Source organism: Planosporangium mesophilum, from assembly GCF_016863255.1.
Classification (GTDB): Bacteria; Actinomycetota; Actinomycetes; order Mycobacteriales; family Micromonosporaceae; genus Planosporangium; species Planosporangium mesophilum.
The window spans coordinates 1-18,183 of the sequence record NZ_BOON01000037.1; the positions used below are offsets into that span (position 1 = coordinate 1).

Below are 18,183 nucleotides of genomic sequence, written 5' to 3' on the forward strand. Positions count from 1 at the left end.
GGCCCGCAAGCGCGCGGCCGCCGAGAAGCGCACGGCACCGGCCCAGAAGCGGGCAGCCGCCGAGAAGCGCACGGCACCGGCCCAGAAGCGCACCGCCGCGCAGAAGCGGGCGCCGGCCGAGAAGCGCGCGGCACCGGCCCAGAAGCGCGCGCCGGCCGCGGGCGCCGCGGCACCGCCGCCCCCGGCAACCACCCGGGAGCGCCAGGCCGCCATGCGGGAACGCGCCGCCGCGCGGGAACGCGCTGCCGCGCCGACTCAGCCGGCACCGGAGCCGGAGACGCAGGAGATCCCCCAGCAGCGGGCGGTGACCCGGCGTACCCGCTCCGCCGCGCCGATGGAGCCGCCACCGCCGCCCATGCCGGTACGGGAACCGATGGCCGCCGAGCGGGAGCCGACGGCTCCCGGTCGGGAACCGACGGCCGCCCCCGAGCGGAAGCCGACCCGGGCGGCGAACGAAGAGCGTGAGCCCGCCCGCGAGGCCGACGGGGGCCACGGGATCAGGCTGCCGCTCATCCACGCCAACCTTCCGCTGCCCTCGCCTACCGGGGTGCCCGGTCGCCTGCTGTGGTTGGGCGGAATCGCCGGCGCGGCGATCCTGGGGGCGATCGAGTGGCCGGTGGCCGCCGTCCTCGCCGCCGGTACCTGGGTGGTGGAGCGGTTCGCCAGAGCCGCCATCCGCGACGAGCTCGACCACCGCCCGGAGGGCCGGGCCTGAGGTGGCCCGGCCGCGTCTCAACGGCCGAAGGGTCGGGTGACCATCAGAATCGTGATCAGCGCGATCAGTACCAGGACCAGAGCGCCGGAGCCCGCGACCCGACCGGCGATGTTGTCCAGGCGCTCCTTGGCGGCCAGGTCGGTGGCGGAGGCGGCGAGGGTCGGCGGCGGCGCCTCCGCGTCGCCCTCGGCGGCGGCCGGCGGCCGCTCCAGTACGCCCTGATCGATCATGCCGGCCGCGCGTCGGATCGCCGGCGCGGTGTACCCGGTGGCGACGCCCATCGCGATCACGTACAGGGTGAGAGAAATGATCACCCACGGCGTCCGGAACGAGTACCTGTTGGAGAACGACAGCGCGCCGATGCCCAGGGCCGCGACGAGCAGGGAGCCCGCCGCGAAGCGGGCCAGGAGGCTGGCCGCGTGCCGGGTGTCTGAGGCGTCATGACGGCGGATGGCCCGGTTGCCGAGGAACGGCGCCAGTGCGAGCGGCCCGATGAGCAGGACCGCCGTGAGCACGTGCAGCGTCACCAGAAACGTGTACACCCGTCAACTCTAGGCCGGGACGGTACGGTCGGCTCACTACCAGGAATTACTCTCGCATAATGATCATCGACCTGTCCCACGAGATCGTTGCCGGCATGACGACCTATCCGGGCACAGCGCCGCCGCGGGTCGAGGTGGTGACGCCGCGCGCCGAGTCGGCGGCCCGGCTGGGCACCGGGGTGTCGTTCGAGATCGGATCCGTGACGCTGGTCGGCAACACGGGCACCTACCTCGACTCGCCGTACCACTACCACGCCGACCGGGCCGACATCGCCCGGCTGCCCCTCGAACGGCTGGTGAACGTGGCGGCGGTGGTGGTCCACGCGTTCGGGGTCACCGCGGTCACCGCCGCCCACCTGGGCGATCCCGGCGCACTGTGGGGCAAGGCCGTCCTCGTGTACACCGGTTGGGCGCGGTACTGGCGGACTCCCCGCTACCTCGACCTGGACTGTCCGCACCTGACCGCCGACGCGGTGGAGGCGCTCGTCGCCGCCAACGTCGCGCTCGTCGGCATCGACTCCCTCAACATCGACGACCCGACCGACCCGGACCGGCCGGCGCACCACGGGTTGCTCGGCGCCGACATCCCGATCATCGAACACCTGACGAACCTGGACCGGGTACCGGTGACCGGCGCCCGGCTGACGGCGCTGCCGGCACCCGTACGCGGGATGGCCTCCTTCCCGGTCCGGGCGGTCGCCACCTACCAGGCCTGACCCGACGGCTGCTGTACCACCAGCCAGCCAGTGTGATGTCGGCGCCGCCGCGCTCCACCACGACCAGATCATATTAAGTCAAAACTTAGGTGTTAATGCTGCTCCTGCCCGCGGCACTACACTCCGTCCAATGCGCACGATCACGACCAGCAGCCCGGACGGCGTCGCATGGAAGGTGCGCGTCGTGTGGCAGCCCCGGTGGCGGGCGCTGGCCCGACGGTTCGGAGGCTGGCGTAGGAGGCGACGCGGCGACAGTTCCGGCGTTCCCAACCTCGACCTCCCGACCGGCGGGGGTGGCGGCGGCGGAGGCGGCGACGGCTTCCTGGGTAACCTCGCGGACGACATCCTGGTCGGGCTCGCCGTCATCGTCGCCATGGTCGTGGTCGGGGCGTTGTTCTGGTGGCTCCTGCTACCCCTGCTGCTACTGGTGCTCGACGTGGTCGTGGTGCTCCTGCTGCTCGCCGTCGCCATCCCGGCCCGGGTACTGTTCCGCCGCCCGTGGACGGTCGAGGCTGCGACTCCGGCCTCCGACGGCGGCGAGAACTACTTCGTCACCGAGGTCGTCGGCTGGCGGGAGGCGCTGCGCACGAGGGACGAGATCGCCGAGAAGCTCCGGATGGGCTACCCGGCGCCGCTGACCGGCACCCTGGCCCACCGGGCGTAACGGCACAGCCGATCTGCCCGCGCGGTACCCGCGCCCGCCCCTACGTGGATGCCGCCGCCGTTTACGCGCCGTGTCGCCGCTGATAGACAGGCATCAATCTCCGGTATCCGAGAGGTGGTGCCACAATGCGCCTACCCGTACGCACGATCGCCACCGCTGTGCCGGCCGCCGTCGCGGTCGTACTCCTGACCGCCACCGCCGCACAGGCCAATGTCCCGCTGACTCAGGTCAGCGCCGACCCGTACACCGACGCGCAGGCCCAGCACCGCACCGAGGTCGAGCCCGACACGTTCAGCTTCGGCAACACCATCGTGTCGGCCTTCCAGGTCGGCCGGGTGTCCGGCGGCGGCGCGTCCAACATCGGCTTCGCCACGTCCACCGACGGCGGCGCGGCCTGGACCCGGGGCTTCCTGCCCGGGATCACCACCAACGCCGGCGGCCCGTACGCTCAGGCCAGCGATGCCGCGGTGGCCTACGACGCCCGCCACAACGTATGGCTGATCTCGTCGCTCGCCATCCGCAGCTCCTCCGTGGACGTACTGACCAGCCGCTCCACCGACGGCGGGCGCACGTGGGGCAACCCTGTGACGACCGCGACCGGATCGCTCGACAAGAACTGGATCGTCTGCGACAACACGCCGACCAGCCCGTTCTACGGCAACTGCTACACCGAGTACGACATCAGCGGCAGCGGCGACGCGCTGCGGATGAAGACGTCCTCGGACGGCGGCGCCACCTGGGGCCCGGCCCGGGCCACCGGGGACAGCGCGACCGGACTCGGCGGCCAGCCCGTCGTCCGTCCGAACGGTACGGTCATCGTGCCGTACCTGTCGCTGGGCGACCAGATCCGCTCGTTCCGCTCGGTCGACGGCGGCGCGAGCTGGCGCGCCACGGTCCTGGTGGCGAGCATCAGCCACCACGACGTGGCCGGCGGCCTGCGCGAGGAGGCGCTACCCAGCGCCGAGATCGACGGCGCCGGCACGGTGTACGTGGCCTGGGCCGACTGCCGCTTCCGGTCGGGCTGCCCCAGCAACGACATCGTGGTGGCCCAGTCCACGAGCGAGACGACGTGGGCGGCGCCGACGCGGGTACCGGTCGACGCCACCACCAGTACCGTCGATCATTTCGCCCCGGGGATCGGGGTTGACCCGTCGTCGTCCGGGGCGTCGGCGCGCATCGGGTTGACGTACTACTTCTACCCGAGCACCAACTGCAGCGCGTCGACCTGCCAGCTGTCCGTCGGCTTCATCTCGTCCACCAACGGCGGCACGAGTTGGAGCGCCGCCACCCAGGTCGCCGGACCGATGAGCCTGTCCTGGATACCGAACACCTCGCAGGGCCGCATGTTCGGCGACTACATCTCCACCTCGGTACGGGCCGGTGGGAGGGCGTACCCGGTCATCCCGGTCGCCAACGCGCCCAGCGGATCGACGTTCGAGCTCGCCATGTACGCGCCGACCGGCGGGCTCGCCGTCACCGGCGGTACGGCCCGGTCGGCCACCGCAAGGGAGACCACAACGCCGCTCACGGCCGAGTCCCGCCCGGTCGCGCCGACCAGAAACTGAGCTGAGCAACGCACGACGTTACCGGCTGGGTCGAGGGGCCCAGTCGGGTAGCGGGACGCCGGCGGTACCGCCGCGACGGGACAGCCGCCGGAAGAAGCCGAGCGCTCCGGCGACTCCGAACGCCCAGGAGGCGCTGTTGTCGTCCGGAGCGTCGGCGAAGAGCAGCGGGTGCCGGGTCGTACCGCCGCTGCGCGCCAGCATCTGCGCGCCTGCCTCCGCCGCGGCGTCCCAGTAGCGTTGGTCGCCGTCGTGCAGGGCGAGGTCGATCAGCATGTTCCCGACGCCAGCGGCGCCGCAACACACGGCCGGCACACTCACCCGGGGCAGGAAGGCCGTACAGACGTCAGCGAGCTCGCGGGCGAGGCCGGTCAGCCCCGGGTCGTCGAGGACGTCACCCGCGTACAGCAGGGTCTGGGTGATGCCGGTGAGACCTTGGCACCACGACACCGCCAGCGGGGCCGCGAACCGGGTCCGGGCCCGCTCCGCCAGCGACCGGGCGCGCCGGGCGAGCAGGTTGGCGCGCTCGGCGCCGCTGGCCAGCAGGTCCCGGTCACCGCTATGGGCACCGACGCAGAGCAGCAGTTCGGTGGTGCCGGCCAGTCCGTGCGCCCGTCCGGCCGACGGTTCGACGGCCGCCGGCTCCGGCAGCGCGTCGCTCTCGGTCCGCGAGACCGGTGGCGGATGGCCCAGTACGGACTCGGCGCAGCGCCGGGCCACGGCGAGGTGCGCGGGGTCTCCGGTGGCGCGGTGCAGCAGTACATGGCCGAGCCCGACCCCCGCGGCCCCGGAGATGACGTCGTCGCTCTCGGGCTTCCAGTCGGCACCCGGGAGGTGGGGGCCGGGGTGGTCCGGGCCGGCGTCGAAGCCGTGTTCCCGGGCCCGCCGCAGGAACACGTCGACGCCCGTGCGGCCGACCATCAGGCCGGGCGGCAGGTCGACCTCGGTCATCGCTCGCACCGTGAACGGCAGCAGGTCGCGTAGGCAGTCGGCGACGCCGGGCCGGTCCAGGTGTTCCAGCAGTTCCAGCCCGACACCGGCGGTTCCGCTGTAGACGCTGGCATCGTGCGCGACCGACCTGCTCGGCGGTGCCGCCAGTACCCGCTTGGCCTGTTCGAGCAGGTCCGCCAGCAGATTGTCGGCGATCTCCGCGGCGACCTCGACGGTGAGGCGCGGCGGTGCGGGCAGCGTGTACCTGGTCGCGGGCGACGTGGACGGGTCGTGCTCGGCCAGCCGACGCGCCGCGTCCCGGGCGAGATCGTCGTCACCGCTGAGCAGGTCGGCGATCGCGCCGATCGCGCCGGCCGGCTGTTCGCCGTGGCGGCGGCGTATCGTCTGCAGCGCCCGCCGCCGGGGCAGGTCCGGATCCTCGCCCAGCGCCACCGGATGCAGGCCGTGCGCGGCGAACAGCAGGGTCATGCCCAGCGCGTGCAGGTCGTCGGTGTCGCGGGGCGGCTCGTCACGGCGCTGGCGCGCCGGTGCGTACCCGGGAGTGCCCCCGGGCACGTGCAGCCCCTCGTAGCGGGCCAGACCGAAGTCGATCAACGTGGCCCGGTCGCCGTCGATGACTACGTTCCGCGTGGTGAGGTCGCGGACGACGACGCCACGCGCATGCAGGTCCAGCACGATGCGGGCGAGCTGGCGGCCGAGCCGGTCGAGGTCGTGCGTCCCGCTCGGCGCGTCGGAAGCACCGCCCGGCACGTACGGGCCGTCGCGGATGACGTCCTCCTCCAGGGTGTACGGGCCGGCGTCGGTGGTCACGAGGAACTCGTCGGAACCGTGCCGGAAATGGTCGACGAACCGCGGCACGCCCGGCACGCCGTCCAGCGCCTGGAGGACCCGGCGCTCGTTGCGCAGCCGCAGCCGTACATCGCCGGCTTCGCCGTGTTCGTCGACGAGCGCGCGGGCCTGCTTGACCACCACGGTCGCGCCGTTCCGCTCGTCGACGGCGCGGTAGACGTTGCCCCGGCCCGACTCGAAGACCCCGGCGACCAGCCGGTAGTGGCCGCCGAGCACCACCGGTGGGCTCTCACTCCCGGCCGTGCTCTCAGCCTCCAGGAGGTCGCCCGACTCGCCGGTGAAGGGATCGACGGTCCAGGCCGGCTGCCGGTACCGCATGGTCGCGAGCGCGCCGAACTCCTCGCCGTTCGGGCCATGGATCAGTGTCACCAGCACGCCTCGGGCGTCGGCGTTCCACGAGCTGGTGAAGGGCCCGTACCGGTAGTACACCGGGGCGGAGGGGTCCACGGACCGGTCGCTGAGGATCCGGGGCCCCTGCTGACCGCGTAGGAGGTCGGCCAGCCGCAGTCCCAGGTCGCGCACCCGATCCTGGTCGGGGTAGATGGTGAAGGCCTTGCCCACGGCCTCCGGTGAGCTGTAACCGTTGTTGAGCCGGCTCAGCACCCGCTGGGAGCGGGCCAGCTTGAACGCGCACCCCTCCGCCAGCAGCACGGGTACCAGTCGCTCGACAAGCTCGGGGTAGGTCGCCGCCCGCGAGGAGACGTGCAGCTTCCAACCCTGCGTCGGCAGCGTCGTCTCCTCGGGGGTGAGGGTCAGCCAGGTCTGGCCGCCGCGCAGCCGGTACCGAAGCCCGACATGCTGGCGGACGGTGCGTTCGACACGGTCCTCGAAATCGATGTTGTCCATGCCGAACGCCCCCGTGAGTCCGCTAGTTACTACACGTACGAGTTGGTGACGTGCTCGATCTGCGTGCCGTGGACGCAGCACCCGGTGCACCGGGTGCGCCCCTCCTCGGTGTAGCCGTCACGGAACTCGAGGGTGGGCTCCACGACGTCGGTGCCCGCTTCGCGGGGCTCCAGCTCCAGCAGTGCGGTCACAGTTGATCCTTTCCGGCCGGTAGGCCTGGTTCGGAAACGTGGCTTCCGATGCTAGCAACTGATCGATAATCATCGCTGTCCCGGATTCGGGCAGCAGAACATGAACAGCCGCCCAGGCTTGTCATGACGCCGGAACGACTGGAACCGTGACGGCTGGAACGGTGACGACTGGAACCGTGACGACTGGAACGGTGACGGCGATGTCCGCGACGGTGCCCGGCGCGGCCTCACTGCCCCAGCAGACCCGAGAGCACCCGCCGGAGGAGCCGGTCCTCGGCGGCGCTGCGCTTCTGGGCTTCGTCCTGACCGGCCGACGCCGCGCCGGCGGCCGCCATCGCGGTGACGGCCACCGCGAGGTGCCGGTGCTCACCCTTGGCGAGCACGGTAGCGAGGTACCCGGCGCCGGCCGCCCGCCGCTGCGCGTCGGCCTGCGTCGAGTCGGTGCCGGCGGGCTGGTTGCGGACGAAGATGGTGATGACCGCGCCCAGCATGACGATCGCCTCCATCTTGGCCTGCGCCGGAGCGTCCAGGTCGGCCAGGAGCGAGAGCGAGTACTCGAGAACGTCGAGCGTGCGGGGGCCCGGAATGACCTTGTCCGGAGTGAGGTCGGCCAGCCACCGGTGCCGTTCGTGGATGCCGCGGATCTGGTGACCCAGCCGGATCAGGTCGTCGAGCCACTCTCCGGTCGCCGGCCGCGAGAGGTCGAACTCGGCGCTCGTCGCGTCGGCCATCAGGTCGATCAGGTCGTCACGGCTGGTGACGTAGCGGTAGAGGGAGGCCGGGGCGGCTCCGATCTCCGCGGCCACGCGGCGCATCGACACCGCCGCCAGGCCCTCCGCATCGGCGACGGCGACGGCCGCCGCGGCGATCCGGGCCCGGCTGTACTCCGGCGCCGGTCCCCGCGCGGCGCGCTCCGGTCGCTGCCACACGCTGCCAGCGGGGTGTTTCACCGACTCCTCCGAAACTCTTTGCGAACACTGTATCCAGTACCGTACGCTCGAACCGCGAACAGTGATTGCAGTTATGGCGACCCGCAGTTCTGGAGACCCCGACGAAAGGTGCCTCCGTGATCCGATCCGCCGCACCCCTCGCCCAGGACCACTGGCCACCCACCGTCCACGAGTTCTTCCCTCCCGGCCTCGGCGGAGGCTCCTGGATTTCCAAGATCACGGTACTGCTGTGGATCGGCATCGCCGTGGTCATCGTCTTCTTCCTCGTGGCGTACCGGCGCCCGACCATCGTGCCGACGCGCACCCAGTGGATCGCGGAATCGATCTACGGATTCATCCGCGACGGCGTGGCGCGCGAGGTGATCGGGGCCGAGGGCCTGCGCTTCGCCCCGTACCTGACCTCGCTGTTCTGCTTCATCGCGATCACCAACATCTTCGGCGTCATCCCGCTGGCGCAGATCTCGCCGAACTCCCACATCGCCTTCCCGGCGCTCCTCGCGATCGTCTCGTACGTCATGTTCCACTACGTCGGCATCCGCAAGCACGGCTTGCGGAAGTACATCAGACAGAGCCTGATCCTGCCGGGCACGCCGCCGGCGATGTACGGCCTACTGATCCCACTGGAGTTCCTGCAGACCTTCATCACGCGGCCGTTCACCCTCGCCCTGCGGCTCTTCGCCAACATGTTCGCCGGCCACCTGATCCTGCTGGTGTTCACCATGGGCGGTTTCGTGCTGCTCGGCGCGCAGACCGTACTGCTGCGACCGGCGTCCCTGGTCTCGTGGGCACTGGCGATCGGGCTCACGCTGTTCGAGGCCGGTGTCGCGCTGCTTCAGGCGTACGTGTTCGTCCTGCTGACCGCGAGCTACCTCCAGGGGGCGCTCGCCGAGGAACACTGAGCATCGACACGCGCGGACGACTACTGCAGGCCCCAGAACTGTCCCATGTGGAGCGCCGCGCACACCCCCACGTTGTGGGCGTACGTCCCGACGCGGCCGCACTGCTCCGCCGTCGGCGCGACCGGCTGGCCGTGCGACATCCCGGCGATCTGGTAGGTCTCCACCACCGCGCGACCGGAGCCGTCGGTGTACACCCGGTGCGGGTACCCGCCGACCGTGTTGGACACGTCCGGCGTCTGGTCCGCGCCGTTCACGTTGGTCCACTGCTCCATCAGCTCGGTCATGTTGGCCGGTGCGACGGTCAGGTCGTTCGTACCGTGCCACAGCGAGAGGCGCGGCCACGGCCCGCGGTACGTCGACGCGCCCCGCACCAGGTCACCCCAGGACTGCGCCGACCGGTCCAGGCCCGGGCTCATGCAGCCGTACGACTGGGCAAGGTAGGTCGCGCACCGGAACGGGATACCGGCGACCACCCCGCCGGCGGCGAAGACGTCCGGGTACGTGGCGAGCATGACGGCGGCCATCGCGCCGCCCGCGGACAGCCCGGTGGCGTACACCCGCCGGGCGTCACCGCGGTACTCGGTGAGCATCCGGTCGACCATCTGCTTGACCGACAGCGCCTCGCCCCAGCCCCGGCTTGCCTGCGTCGAGTCGTACCAGCCGAAGCAGCCGCCGAACGGCTTCTGCGGCAGCAGCAGCGCGAAGCGCCACCGGTCGGCCAGCTGCAGCCAGCCGCTCTCGTCACCGAACTGGCCGGCACTCTGGGTGCAGCCGTGCATCGCCACGACCAGCGGCGCCCCGGCAGGTAGGCCGGCCGGCGCGTACCGGAACATCTGCAGGCCGCCGGGGTTGGAGCCGAAGCCGGTCTCCTGGGTCGGGGTGCCGGCGTAGGACGGTTGGGCGGTGGCGGTCAGGGTGGCCGCCACCGCGAGCGCGGCGGCGAAGACCCAGCCGAGGAGACGACGTCGCAGCATGTCCGACCTCCCACGTTCGCGAGACAACGTGGGCGAAGCGTAGGTCCGGCCGGTACACGGTCGGTATGTCCGCGCCCGCAACTTCGAAAAAGGTCAATGTGTTGCCCACCGCTACCCGACGGCGCGGGAACCCAGGTGCAGGAACCCAGGTGCGGGAACCCAGGTGCGGGAATCTAGGAGGGGGACCGCACGACCCGCACGCCGAGCGGCACGAGCGCGATGCCCAGCGCGACGACCTCGATGATCCCGGCCACGGTGCCGCCCTTGAGCACCCCGCTGACGTGGGCGGCCATCGACGCGAGGCACAGCGCGCGGAACCAGCCGAGGGTGCGCGACAGGTAGGCGCCGACCGCGAGCAGGATCCACCCCAGGTTGTCGATGAACGTGATCGGGTACATCACGCTGAACGAGGCGTACGTGTCGGCGACGACCCGGGTGGCCGCCTCCGGGCCGAGCGCGTCGACCAGTGTGAACGCGAGATGGCTCCAGCCCTCGTAGAAGGCGTTGACCAGCAGCCCGATGGTCGCTACCGCGCCGGCGGCCACCCCCCAGCCGGGCCCGGTGCGCCCGATGAGCACCGCGAGGGTGACGAACGCCGGCAACAGGGCGATGAGTCCGACCGTGGAGAGCGAATACGACGCCGTCATCACGGCCGGGTGGGAGCGGTAGGCCGCCAACTGCTGCGGTACCGGGTACGGGAACCGGATCCGCAGCAGTTCGGCCGCGAGCAACAGCGCCGGCGCGATGACCATGCAGACGCCGCCGATTCGCCGGGCGTGCCGCCATAGAGCGTCGTACCGCGCCGGGTCGGCACCTCGGGTGGGCATAGGCATGCGCCGATTCTCTGCCCGGACGAGGCGCCACCCGCTACCCGGCCGCCTCCGCCGCAGCCAGGATGTGGTCGGCGACGACCTGGGCACCCTTCTCGCCGATCAGGATCGAGTAGTGGTTGGTGTCCGGCACGGCGACGGCCGGCACCGCGAGCCCGGCGACCCGCTCCGCGTTGTACAGCGGCTGCGGGTCGTCGAGCATGCCGCGCTCGGCGTAGAGGAGCACCGCGGGGACCGTCAGGGCGTGGATCGCGCCCAGGGTCCCCGGGTCGACGAGCACCTGGCCGCCGTCGGTACGGACCGCCTCGGCCACGCACGACGACCGGTACGGGCCGTCACCGACCAGGTCGTGCTGGATGTACGCCTCGACCTCCGGCGTCCACTCCCCCGCGAACGCCGGGTGCCCCTGCCAGAACCGCCGGTACGCGTCCCGGTCGGGGAACGTCATCGACAGCCGCTCGATGGCCGGCCCGAGGACCGCCGCGAGCACGGTGTCGACGTCGGCGTCGGGTGGCAGCCCGAAGGTGAGCCCGCCGTCCACGAGGACCGCTTCGCTCACCCGCTCTGGGTACCGGGCCGCGGCGACCGCCGCGACGAACGCGCCCATGGAGTGACCGGCGAGCACCGCCCGGTCGATCTCGAGCGCGCCGAGGAGCGCGATCAGGTCGTCGGCGTGCCGGGCGATCCCGTACGGGCCCGGCGCGTCCCGGCTGCCGGCCCGGCCGCGCAGGTCCGGCGCCACCAGCGTGACCCGGCCGTCGAGCAGGTGCGCCACCCGGCCCCAGGCCAGCCCGTTCGCCGTGATGCCGTGGGCGGCCAGCACCACCGGGGCGTCCGCCTTTGCCGCCGGCCACACGTGGACGAGCAGGTCGCCGATCCGATCGGAGCTCATGTCGCGCGCCTCCAGTGTCGACTCAGGCCGGCGAGGTGTTGACTCAGGCCCGCAAGGCCGCCGGGCAGGAAGTAGACCACGACCATGAACAGCACGCCAAGGATGAACTGCGGCTGCTCCAGCGGCAGCCGTACCGCCGCCGGCAGGCCCGCGACCGCGTCCGACCCGGCGAGGGCGGCCAGCCGCTGGTCGAGGTAGGTGTAGAGCACACCGCCGAGCAGCGCGCCCCAGCGGGTACCGGCGCCGCCGAGCACCGTCATCACCAGCAGCCCCACCGTGAACGCCGAGGTGGTGATCTGCGGGTTGGAGCCGCCGAGCAGCAGTAGGTGGACGACACCGCCGAGGGTGGCCAGGAACGCCGACAGCACGTACGACAGCAGGCGGAACCGGTACGGCGACAGGCCCAGGACGGTGACCCGCCGCTCGTTGTCGCCGATCGCCCGCCACACCCGGCCCGGCTCGGACTCCACCGACCAGCGCACCACGAGCACCACGAGCACCAGGTACGCCAGCGCCAGCCAGTACAGCCGGAAGGTGTTGGCCACCCCGGCGAAGATCTCCGGAGTGTCCGAAAGGGACAACCCCTCCTCACCGCCGGTGATCCGCGCGCTCATCACCAGGATCGAGCCGACCTGCGCGAAGGCGAGGGTGACCATCGCGAACGCGATCCCCCGTACCCGCAGCGCGACCGCGCCGAGCAGCACCGGCAGCAGCAGGCCGACGCCCGCCGTCGCGATGAGCGCCGGCCCCCAGCCCCAGTGCAGCTTCGTCACCACGATGTTCGCGGTGTAACTGCCGGCCGCCACGTACAGGGCATGGCCGAACGAGAGCAGCCCGGTGTGGCCGAACAACAGGTCGTAGGTGACGGCGAAGCCGGCGAACAGCAGGCAGATCGCGATCAGTTGCAGCGAGCCCGGCCGGTTGAGGACGTCGGGCAGCACACCGGGCACGGGTATCTGCAGGTACGGCACGCAGACCAGCGCGGCGAGGGCGGCCAGCGGCCACCAGCGCTTCACAATCGCCGTCATGTGGCCGTCCTCCCGGTGAGGCCGCCCGGGCGTACCAGCAGGACCACGGCGAGCAGCAGCACCACCGAGGCCTCCCCGACACCGGCGGCGGCGTAGTAGTTGGCGAACTGCTGGACCAGGCCGACCAGCACGGCGGCGAGCGCGCAGCCGGTGAGCGAGCCCATGCCGCCGATCACCACGACGATGAACGCGAAGATGAGCAGCGAGCCGCCGAGCCCGGGGGTGATGCTGCCGAAGTACGTGGCGGCAAGGGCCCCGGCGAGCGCCGCGGCCGCCCCGCCGATCGCGAAGACCACAGTGAACGCCTTGCGGACGTCGATGCCGAGCGCGGTGACCATCGCCCGGTCCTCCACACCGGCCCGCACGATGAGCCCGTACCGGGTGCGCCGCAGGAACAGCAGGAGCGCCGCGAACACCGCCACGGCCGCGCCGATGAGCAGGAACCGGTCGTTGGGTACGGCCGCGCCGAGCACCCGCGTCGTGGTGGCCGTCCAGCCCGGCTTGGTGAACGTCAGCGGGTCGGCGCCCCAGCCGGCCTGCAGCAGCGCCACCCCGGCGGCCGAGAGTCCGACGGTGACCAGCACCTGCTGGATCGGCCGGGCGTACAGCGGCCGAATGAGCGCCAGCTCGACCGCGACCGCCAGGATGGTGCCGGCGAGCACCCCGACCGCGACCGCGACTCCGAACGGCGCGTACGTGGCGGCCCACCACGTCGCGTACGCGCCGACGCCCAGGAACAGTCCGTGGGCGAAGTTGAGCACGTCGGCCAGGCCGAAGATGAGCGACAGCCCGGAGGCGATGAGGAAGTACAGCGCGCCGAGCCCGAGCCCGGTCAGCGTCAACAGGACCAGCGTGCTCAAACCCTGCTCACTCCCAACAGTTCCTGCAGCCGCTCCGGATCGTCGGACAGCGTCCCGGTGTACGCCACCCGACCCTCGGCTATCAGGACGGCCCGGTCGGTCAGCCGGCGTACCAGCGCGAGGTTCTGCTCGACGAGCAGGATGGGTACGGTCGCCGCGGCGCGCTCCAGCACCTCGGCCACCTCGGTCACGATCTTCGGCGCGAGCCCCTTGGTCGGCTCGTCGACCAGCAGCATCCGGTTGTCGTTGAGCAGCGCGCGGCCGATCGCGACCATCTGCTGCTGCCCGCCGGACAGGGTGCCGGCCGCCTGCTTCGCGCGGGTACGCAGCTCCGGGAACAGCTCGTACACCAGGTCGTAGCGGGGTGAGGGGTCCCGCTCGGCGAGCCGGAGGTTCTCCGCGACCGTGAGGCCCCCGAAGACGCCCCGGTCCTCCGGCGCGTACCCGATCCCCCGCCGCACTATCTCGTACGGGCGCCGCCCGCTGACGTCTTCGCCGTCGAAGACGACGGTGCCGGTACGCGGGACGAGCCCGAGGACCGCCCGCAGCGTGGTGGTCTTGCCCGCCCCGTTGCGCCCGAGCAGCGCGGTGACCCCCGAGCCGGGCACGGCGAAGCTCACGCCCTGGAGGATGTGCGACCCGCCGATGCGTACGTGCAGGTCCTGAATCTGAAGAAGATCCGCGGTGCTGTCTGGTTCGCTCCGCTGCGCGTCGCTCATAGCGGCTCCCCCAGGTACGCGTCCCGGACGGTCGGATCCGCCATGATCTTTTCCGGGGTGTCGATCGCGAGCAGCGCGCCGTGGTGCATCACCGCGACCCGGTCGGCGAGGTCGAGCAGGACGTGCATGTGGTGCTCCACCATGAGGATCGTCCGGTCCAGGGACCTGATGACCTGCGTCAACGCCGGTACGTCCCCGGCGCCCAGCCCGGCCATCGGCTCGTCGAGCAGGATCACCCGCGGGTCGGTGGCGAGCAGGATCGCGATCTCGAGCTTGCGCTTGTCGCCGTGCGACAGCGAGCCCGCGATCTCGCGTGCCCGGTCCGCCAGGCCGACCCGTTCGAGCGCCTCCGACGCGACGGCGAGCGCCGCCGCGTCGGACGAGGCCCGCCGCCACAGCCGCAGGCACGAGCCCCGGTGGGCGGCGGCGGCGAGCCGCACGTTCTCGATGACCGTGAGCGACGCGAAGACGCTGGAGGTCTGGAAGGTACGCCCGAGCCCGCGGCGGGCCCGCCGCTGCGGCGCCTCGCGGGTGATGTCGGCACCGTCGAGGGTGACGGTGCCGCCACTGGCCCGCTGCACCCCGGAGATGAGGTTGAACAGCGACGTCTTGCCGGCGCCGTTGGGCCCGATCACCGCGACGAACTCGCCCTCGGCGACGTCGAAGGTCACGTCGGAGACGATCCGCGCGCCGCCGGCGTTCCAGGACAGGCCGTCGACCGCGAGAACGGTGCTGGTCACTTCTTCGTCGCGACCGGCGGCGCGACGGCCTCCGGCTCCAGCTTCTTGACCAGCTCCGCCCTGGGCGTCGCGCCGCCGGTGAGCTTGGCGTTGAACATCGGCTGGAGCAGCGCGTGGTCCTCGGCGCGTACGGTCAGCTTGCCCTTGGCCCCGTCGAAGCTCCAGCCCTCCAGGGACTTCACCATCGCGTCGGCATCGTCGCCGGCGGCGCCGTTGGTGGACCCTGCCGCGTGCACGATCATCTGGGCCGCGGTGAAGCCGTCCACGGTGAACAGGTCGACGGTCCCGCCCGCCTTGGTGACCCGGTCGGTCATCGCCTTCTCCGCCTCGGTACCGCCGGCGCCCGCGAAGTAGTGCGACAGGAAGCTGATCTTCCCGGCGACCGGCCCGTACGTCGGCCAGGTGGCGGCGATGTCGAGGCCGGTGACGACCGTCGTGACGTCGAAGACGCCCTGCTGGCCGAGCGCGGTCCACATCGCCTGCGCGGTGGTACCGGCCCAGGCGACGAAGAGCAGGTCGGGCTTGGCGTCGTGCGCCTTGGTCGCGAACGGCGTGAAGTCCGAGGTGCTGGCCGGCACCATGATCTCGTCGGCCGTCGCGCCGGCGCCGCCCAGCACCGACTTGACGGCGGCGACGTTGGCCTGGCCGAACGCGCTGTCCTGGGCGAAGACCGTGACCTTCTTGCCCTTCACGTCGCCCAGCGACGCGGCGGCGGTACGGATGTCCTGCCAGGTCTGGCGGCCGGAGCGGAACGTGTACTTGCCGGCGCCGGTGACCGCGTCGGTGGCCGCCGGCCCGGACACGAACAGCACCTTGTTCTGCTCTGCCAGGGCCGAGACCTGGACGGCCACGCCGGAGGCGGTCGAGCCAGCGATGATCTTGTGACCCTTGCCGATGAGGTCCTTGGCGCCGGCCACCGCCTTGGCCGGGTCACCGGCGTCGTCGACCTCGGTGACCTCGACCGTCCGCTTGCCGACCTTGTTCGAGCCCTTGGTCGCGTAGTCCAACCCGGCCTTGAAACCCTCTAAGTACTCCTTGCCGTACGAGGCGAGTGGGCCGGACTTGGAGTAGACCAGTCCGACCTTGACCGGCGCGCTCGACGCGCCGTCGCCGCCGGTGGCCGCCTGCTGCGGGCTGCCGCACGCGGTGGCGGTGGTCAACAGGGCGGCCGACATGGCCAGCCCGACAGCGAGACGTGTCTGCCGCATGGACATCCCCTTATGGCCTGTGAACACAATGGCGTTCCAACACAACGTTGCGGCCAGGTTAGGAACCGACGGTGATGCTCGATACGTACCGCACCACCACAGTTGCGGCGGCGGGCATGTGCGCATCACCCACGTTGCCTATCCGTCCCGTAGCCGGTACAGCCGCAACGCCAGCTGGAGGTCGAGCGCCCGCTCCGGTCGCTGCCAGTCCGCGCCCAGCAGGTTGGCCAGCCGCCCCAGCCGCTGGGTGACCGTGTTGACGTGTACGTGCAGCACCTCGGCGGCCCGCGCCGGGCTGGCGCCGACGCCGAAGTACGCCTCCAGGGTCTGCCGTAGCACCGTGCCGTGCCGGGCGTCGTAGTCGAGCACCGGCCCGAGCGCGGCCCGTACGTAGCCTTCGATGTCCCGGTCGCCGGAGCCGAGCAGCAGCCCTACGAAGCCGAGGTCGGCGCCGCTCGCGCCCTCGCCGGCGCGGCCGAGCGCGACCAGGGCTCCGGCGCAGCGCTCGGCCTCCGCGAAGGCGTCGGCCACCTCGTCGGGCGCGTGTACCGGGCCGGCCGCGCCGACGGTCACCGGTACGCCCACCGCCGCGCGCACCTCGCGGGCCAGCTGCCGGGCCAGCTCCCCCGGCTGCGAGCCGGGCACCAGCAGCACGCCGACGCCGTCGCGGTACGCGGCCAGGCCGCCCCGGTGGGCCGCCTGCCCGGCCGCCCAGGCGGTGATCCGCTGGCGCAGTTCGGCGGGGCCGCGCAGCACCAGGACGGCGTGCACCTCGTCGAGATCCACACCGAAGCGGCGGGCCCGTTCCCGTACCATCTCGAGGTCCTCGATCGGACGGGACACCAGATCGTCGAGGAGCTCACCCCGGACCCGGCTCTCGGCCTCGGCCAGGCTGCGCCGCGACAGCAGCAGCAGCGCGGTGACCACCGCGGCCCGCTCCAGGATGCGCAGGTCGGCCTCTGCCAGCTCGCCGGTGGGGCGCAGCACGAGGGAGCACAGCGCTTGGCCGCCGGCGCCGCCGACGGTGGCCCACAACTCTCCACGTTGAACGGTCCGCCCGAGCGCCCGGGCGGACGCCGCGGCGTCGGCCAGCGCGTCCGGCGGCCCGACCGTACCGACCGAGGCCAGGCAGCGTCCGTCGGCGTCGAGGACGGACAGCGCTCCGGCGAGCAGTTCCGCGACGCTCGCGGCCAGGTCCGACACGTCGCCGCCGTGCAGCACCAGGCCGGCCATCCGGTCGTGCGCCTCGGCCGCCCGCTCCACCGACGCGCTGTGCTCACTGATGAGCCGGTTGGCCGTGCTCAGCTCGGCCAGGGCGGCCCGGGTCTCGGCCAGCAACCGGGCGTTGTCGATCGCGACGGCGGCGTGTGCGGCGAGCGAGCCGAGCAGCGTGATCTCATCGCGGGAGAACGGCCGGGCGCTGCGGTTGGCGGCGAACAGCACGCCGACGATCCGGCTGCCCAGGCGCAGCGGCACCCCCAGGATCGCCACGATCCCCTCCTCGGCGACCGCGGCGTCGATCTCGGTGGTGTGCCGGAACCGGCCGTCGCCCGGGTACGTCGCGGTCACGTACGGCGTGGCGGTCTGGGCCACCAGGCCACCCAGGCCGGCGCCCATCGGCAGCCGTAGCTGCTGGAACTGCGCCGAGACCGAGCCGTCGGTGACCCGCATGTACGTGTCGCCGCGCTCGGAGTCCCGCAGCGTCATGTAGGTGACGTCGGTGCCGAGCAGCTTGCGCGCCCGGCGCACGATCGCCTCCAGGACCGCGTCGAGGTCGTGCAGGGTCGCCAGGTCCGAGATGGTGTCGATCAGCGCGGACAGTTCGGCTTCCCGGCGCCGGCGGCGCTCCAGCAGGGCACGCACGCCGAGCGCGACGCCACGGGCGCGTTCGATCGCGTCCAGGACCGCGGGTGGTGCGCCGGCGGTACGGGCCTCCAGGACGGGCCGGTCGAACTCGACGGTCGGAGCCTCCCGGGCGAGCAGGTCGAGGAAGGCGTTCGCCCAGGCAGCCGCACCCGCGGTCGGACCCGGGTGGTGACTGTCCATC

At 72.1% G+C, this 18,183-nt stretch carries 17 protein-coding genes and 1 pseudogene; 5 read left to right on the top strand and 13 right to left on the bottom strand.

Annotated features, from left to right (window positions below; translation table 11 throughout):
* A pseudogene (locus Pme01_RS19930) lies at positions 1-715 on the top strand (hypothetical protein); the annotation flags it as partial.
* A gap of 17 nt (positions 716-732) precedes the next feature.
* Here Pme01_RS19930 and Pme01_RS19935 read toward each other — a convergent pair.
* Complete coding sequence (locus Pme01_RS19935; RefSeq protein ID WP_168116561.1) at positions 733-1,257, bottom strand: DUF2269 family protein; 525 nt, start codon at positions 1,255-1,257, stop codon at positions 733-735.
* A gap of 59 nt (positions 1,258-1,316) precedes the next feature.
* Here Pme01_RS19935 and Pme01_RS19940 point away from each other — a divergent pair, with 59 nt between their 5' ends.
* From Pme01_RS19940 to Pme01_RS19950, 3 genes are all read left to right on the top strand, one after another.
* The gene (locus Pme01_RS19940; RefSeq protein WP_203935751.1) at positions 1,317-1,973 is read left to right on the top strand and encodes a cyclase family protein; all 657 of its coding nucleotides are present in this window, start codon (positions 1,317-1,319) and stop codon (positions 1,971-1,973) included.
* Between the two features lie 130 nt (positions 1,974-2,103).
* Positions 2,104-2,637, top strand: a complete 534-nt coding sequence (locus Pme01_RS19945) for a hypothetical protein (RefSeq protein ID WP_168116560.1) — start codon at positions 2,104-2,106, stop codon at positions 2,635-2,637.
* 125 nt (positions 2,638-2,762) lie between these two features.
* A complete protein-coding gene (locus tag Pme01_RS19950) occupies positions 2,763-4,202 on the top strand; it encodes a sialidase family protein (RefSeq protein WP_203935752.1) in 1,440 nt (479 codons plus the stop codon).
* An 18-nt stretch (positions 4,203-4,220) separates the two neighbouring features.
* Here Pme01_RS19950 and lanL read toward each other — a convergent pair whose 3' ends face one another.
* From lanL to Pme01_RS19965, 3 genes are all read right to left on the bottom strand, one after another.
* A complete protein-coding gene (gene lanL / locus Pme01_RS19955; RefSeq protein WP_168116559.1) occupies positions 4,221-6,845 on the bottom strand; it encodes a class IV lanthionine synthetase LanL in 2,625 nt (874 codons plus the stop codon).
* Positions 6,846-6,874: 29 nt separating this feature from the next.
* Positions 6,875-7,036, bottom strand: a complete 162-nt coding sequence (locus Pme01_RS19960; RefSeq protein WP_168116558.1) for a hypothetical protein — start codon at positions 7,034-7,036, stop codon at positions 6,875-6,877.
* 227 nt (positions 7,037-7,263) lie between these two features.
* The gene (locus Pme01_RS19965) at positions 7,264-7,986 is read right to left on the bottom strand and encodes a TetR/AcrR family transcriptional regulator (protein WP_168116557.1); all 723 of its coding nucleotides are present in this window, start codon (positions 7,984-7,986) and stop codon (positions 7,264-7,266) included.
* 119 nt (positions 7,987-8,105) lie between these two features.
* On the opposite strand from Pme01_RS19965, the gene atpB reads away from it, so the two are divergent.
* Positions 8,106-8,885 carry a F0F1 ATP synthase subunit A gene (atpB, locus tag Pme01_RS19970; protein WP_373315499.1) on the top strand — a complete coding sequence of 260 codons (780 nt, stop codon included), beginning with the start codon at positions 8,106-8,108 and terminating at the stop codon, positions 8,883-8,885.
* Between the two features lie 20 nt (positions 8,886-8,905).
* Here atpB and Pme01_RS19975 read toward each other — a convergent pair whose 3' ends face one another.
* The 9 genes from Pme01_RS19975 to Pme01_RS20015 all read right to left on the bottom strand — a co-directional run bounded on the left by Pme01_RS19975 (position 8,906) and on the right by Pme01_RS20015 (position 18,182).
* Positions 8,906-9,859, bottom strand: coding sequence for an extracellular catalytic domain type 1 short-chain-length polyhydroxyalkanoate depolymerase (locus Pme01_RS19975; protein WP_168116556.1), 954 nt, complete (start codon positions 9,857-9,859; stop codon positions 8,906-8,908).
* A 173-nt stretch (positions 9,860-10,032) separates the two neighbouring features.
* Positions 10,033-10,692 carry a hypothetical protein gene (locus Pme01_RS19980; RefSeq protein ID WP_168116555.1) on the bottom strand — a complete coding sequence of 220 codons (660 nt, stop codon included), beginning with the start codon at positions 10,690-10,692 and terminating at the stop codon, positions 10,033-10,035.
* A 34-nt stretch (positions 10,693-10,726) separates the two neighbouring features.
* Positions 10,727-11,581 (bottom strand): alpha/beta hydrolase, encoded by an 855-nt coding sequence (locus Pme01_RS19985; protein ID WP_168116554.1) that lies wholly within the window; start codon positions 11,579-11,581, stop codon positions 10,727-10,729.
* On the bottom strand, positions 11,578-12,609 hold the full coding sequence (locus Pme01_RS19990) for a branched-chain amino acid ABC transporter permease (RefSeq protein ID WP_168116553.1): 1,032 nt from the start codon (positions 12,607-12,609) through the stop codon (positions 11,578-11,580). Before Pme01_RS19990 ends, Pme01_RS19985 begins: the two co-directional genes overlap by 4 nt.
* Entirely contained in the window at positions 12,606-13,469 is an 864-nt protein-coding gene (locus Pme01_RS19995) for a branched-chain amino acid ABC transporter permease (RefSeq protein ID WP_168116552.1), read from the bottom strand. The genes Pme01_RS19990 and Pme01_RS19995 overlap by 4 nt, the downstream gene beginning before the upstream one ends.
* Positions 13,466-14,188 (bottom strand): ABC transporter ATP-binding protein, encoded by a 723-nt coding sequence (locus Pme01_RS20000; RefSeq protein WP_168116551.1) that lies wholly within the window; start codon positions 14,186-14,188, stop codon positions 13,466-13,468. Before Pme01_RS20000 ends, Pme01_RS19995 begins: the two co-directional genes overlap by 4 nt.
* A complete protein-coding gene (locus tag Pme01_RS20005; protein ID WP_168116550.1) occupies positions 14,185-14,928 on the bottom strand; it encodes an ABC transporter ATP-binding protein in 744 nt (247 codons plus the stop codon). Before Pme01_RS20005 ends, Pme01_RS20000 begins: the two co-directional genes overlap by 4 nt.
* The gene (locus Pme01_RS20010) at positions 14,925-16,142 is read right to left on the bottom strand and encodes a substrate-binding domain-containing protein (RefSeq protein ID WP_168116549.1); all 1,218 of its coding nucleotides are present in this window, start codon (positions 16,140-16,142) and stop codon (positions 14,925-14,927) included. Before Pme01_RS20010 ends, Pme01_RS20005 begins: the two co-directional genes overlap by 4 nt.
* Before the next feature lie 132 nt (positions 16,143-16,274).
* Complete coding sequence (locus tag Pme01_RS20015; protein ID WP_168116590.1) at positions 16,275-18,182, bottom strand: helix-turn-helix domain-containing protein; 1,908 nt, start codon at positions 18,180-18,182, stop codon at positions 16,275-16,277.
* Position 18,183 lies beyond the last annotated feature (1 nt).

What these genes read in the sequence shown, in the direction of transcription:
- Pme01_RS19980 (WP_168116555.1), bottom strand. Translation starts at nt 10,692, where the DNA reads ATGCCTATGCCCACCCGAGGTGCCGACCCGGCGCGGTACGACGCTCTA.
- Pme01_RS19985 (WP_168116554.1), bottom strand. Translation starts at nt 11,581, where the DNA reads ATGAGCTCCGATCGGATCGGCGACCTGCTCGTCCACGTGTGGCCGGCG.
- Pme01_RS19990 (WP_168116553.1), bottom strand. Translation starts at nt 12,609, where the DNA reads ATGACGGCGATTGTGAAGCGCTGGTGGCCGCTGGCCGCCCTCGCCGCG.
- Pme01_RS20015 (WP_168116590.1), bottom strand. Translation starts at nt 18,182, where the DNA reads ATGGACAGTCACCACCCGGGTCCGACCGCGGGTGCGGCTGCCTGGGCG.
- Pme01_RS19975 (WP_168116556.1), bottom strand. Translation starts at nt 9,859, where the DNA reads ATGCTGCGACGTCGTCTCCTCGGCTGGGTCTTCGCCGCCGCGCTCGCG.
- Pme01_RS19950 (WP_203935752.1), top strand. Translation starts at nt 2,763, where the DNA reads ATGCGCCTACCCGTACGCACGATCGCCACCGCTGTGCCGGCCGCCGTC.
- Pme01_RS20010 (WP_168116549.1), bottom strand. Translation starts at nt 16,142, where the DNA reads ATGTCCATGCGGCAGACACGTCTCGCTGTCGGGCTGGCCATGTCGGCC.
- Pme01_RS19945 (WP_168116560.1), top strand. Translation starts at nt 2,104, where the DNA reads ATGCGCACGATCACGACCAGCAGCCCGGACGGCGTCGCATGGAAGGTG.
- Pme01_RS19940 (WP_203935751.1), top strand. Translation starts at nt 1,317, where the DNA reads ATGATCATCGACCTGTCCCACGAGATCGTTGCCGGCATGACGACCTAT.
- Pme01_RS20000 (WP_168116551.1), bottom strand. Translation starts at nt 14,188, where the DNA reads ATGAGCGACGCGCAGCGGAGCGAACCAGACAGCACCGCGGATCTTCTT.
- lanL (WP_168116559.1), bottom strand. Translation starts at nt 6,845, where the DNA reads ATGGACAACATCGATTTCGAGGACCGTGTCGAACGCACCGTCCGCCAG.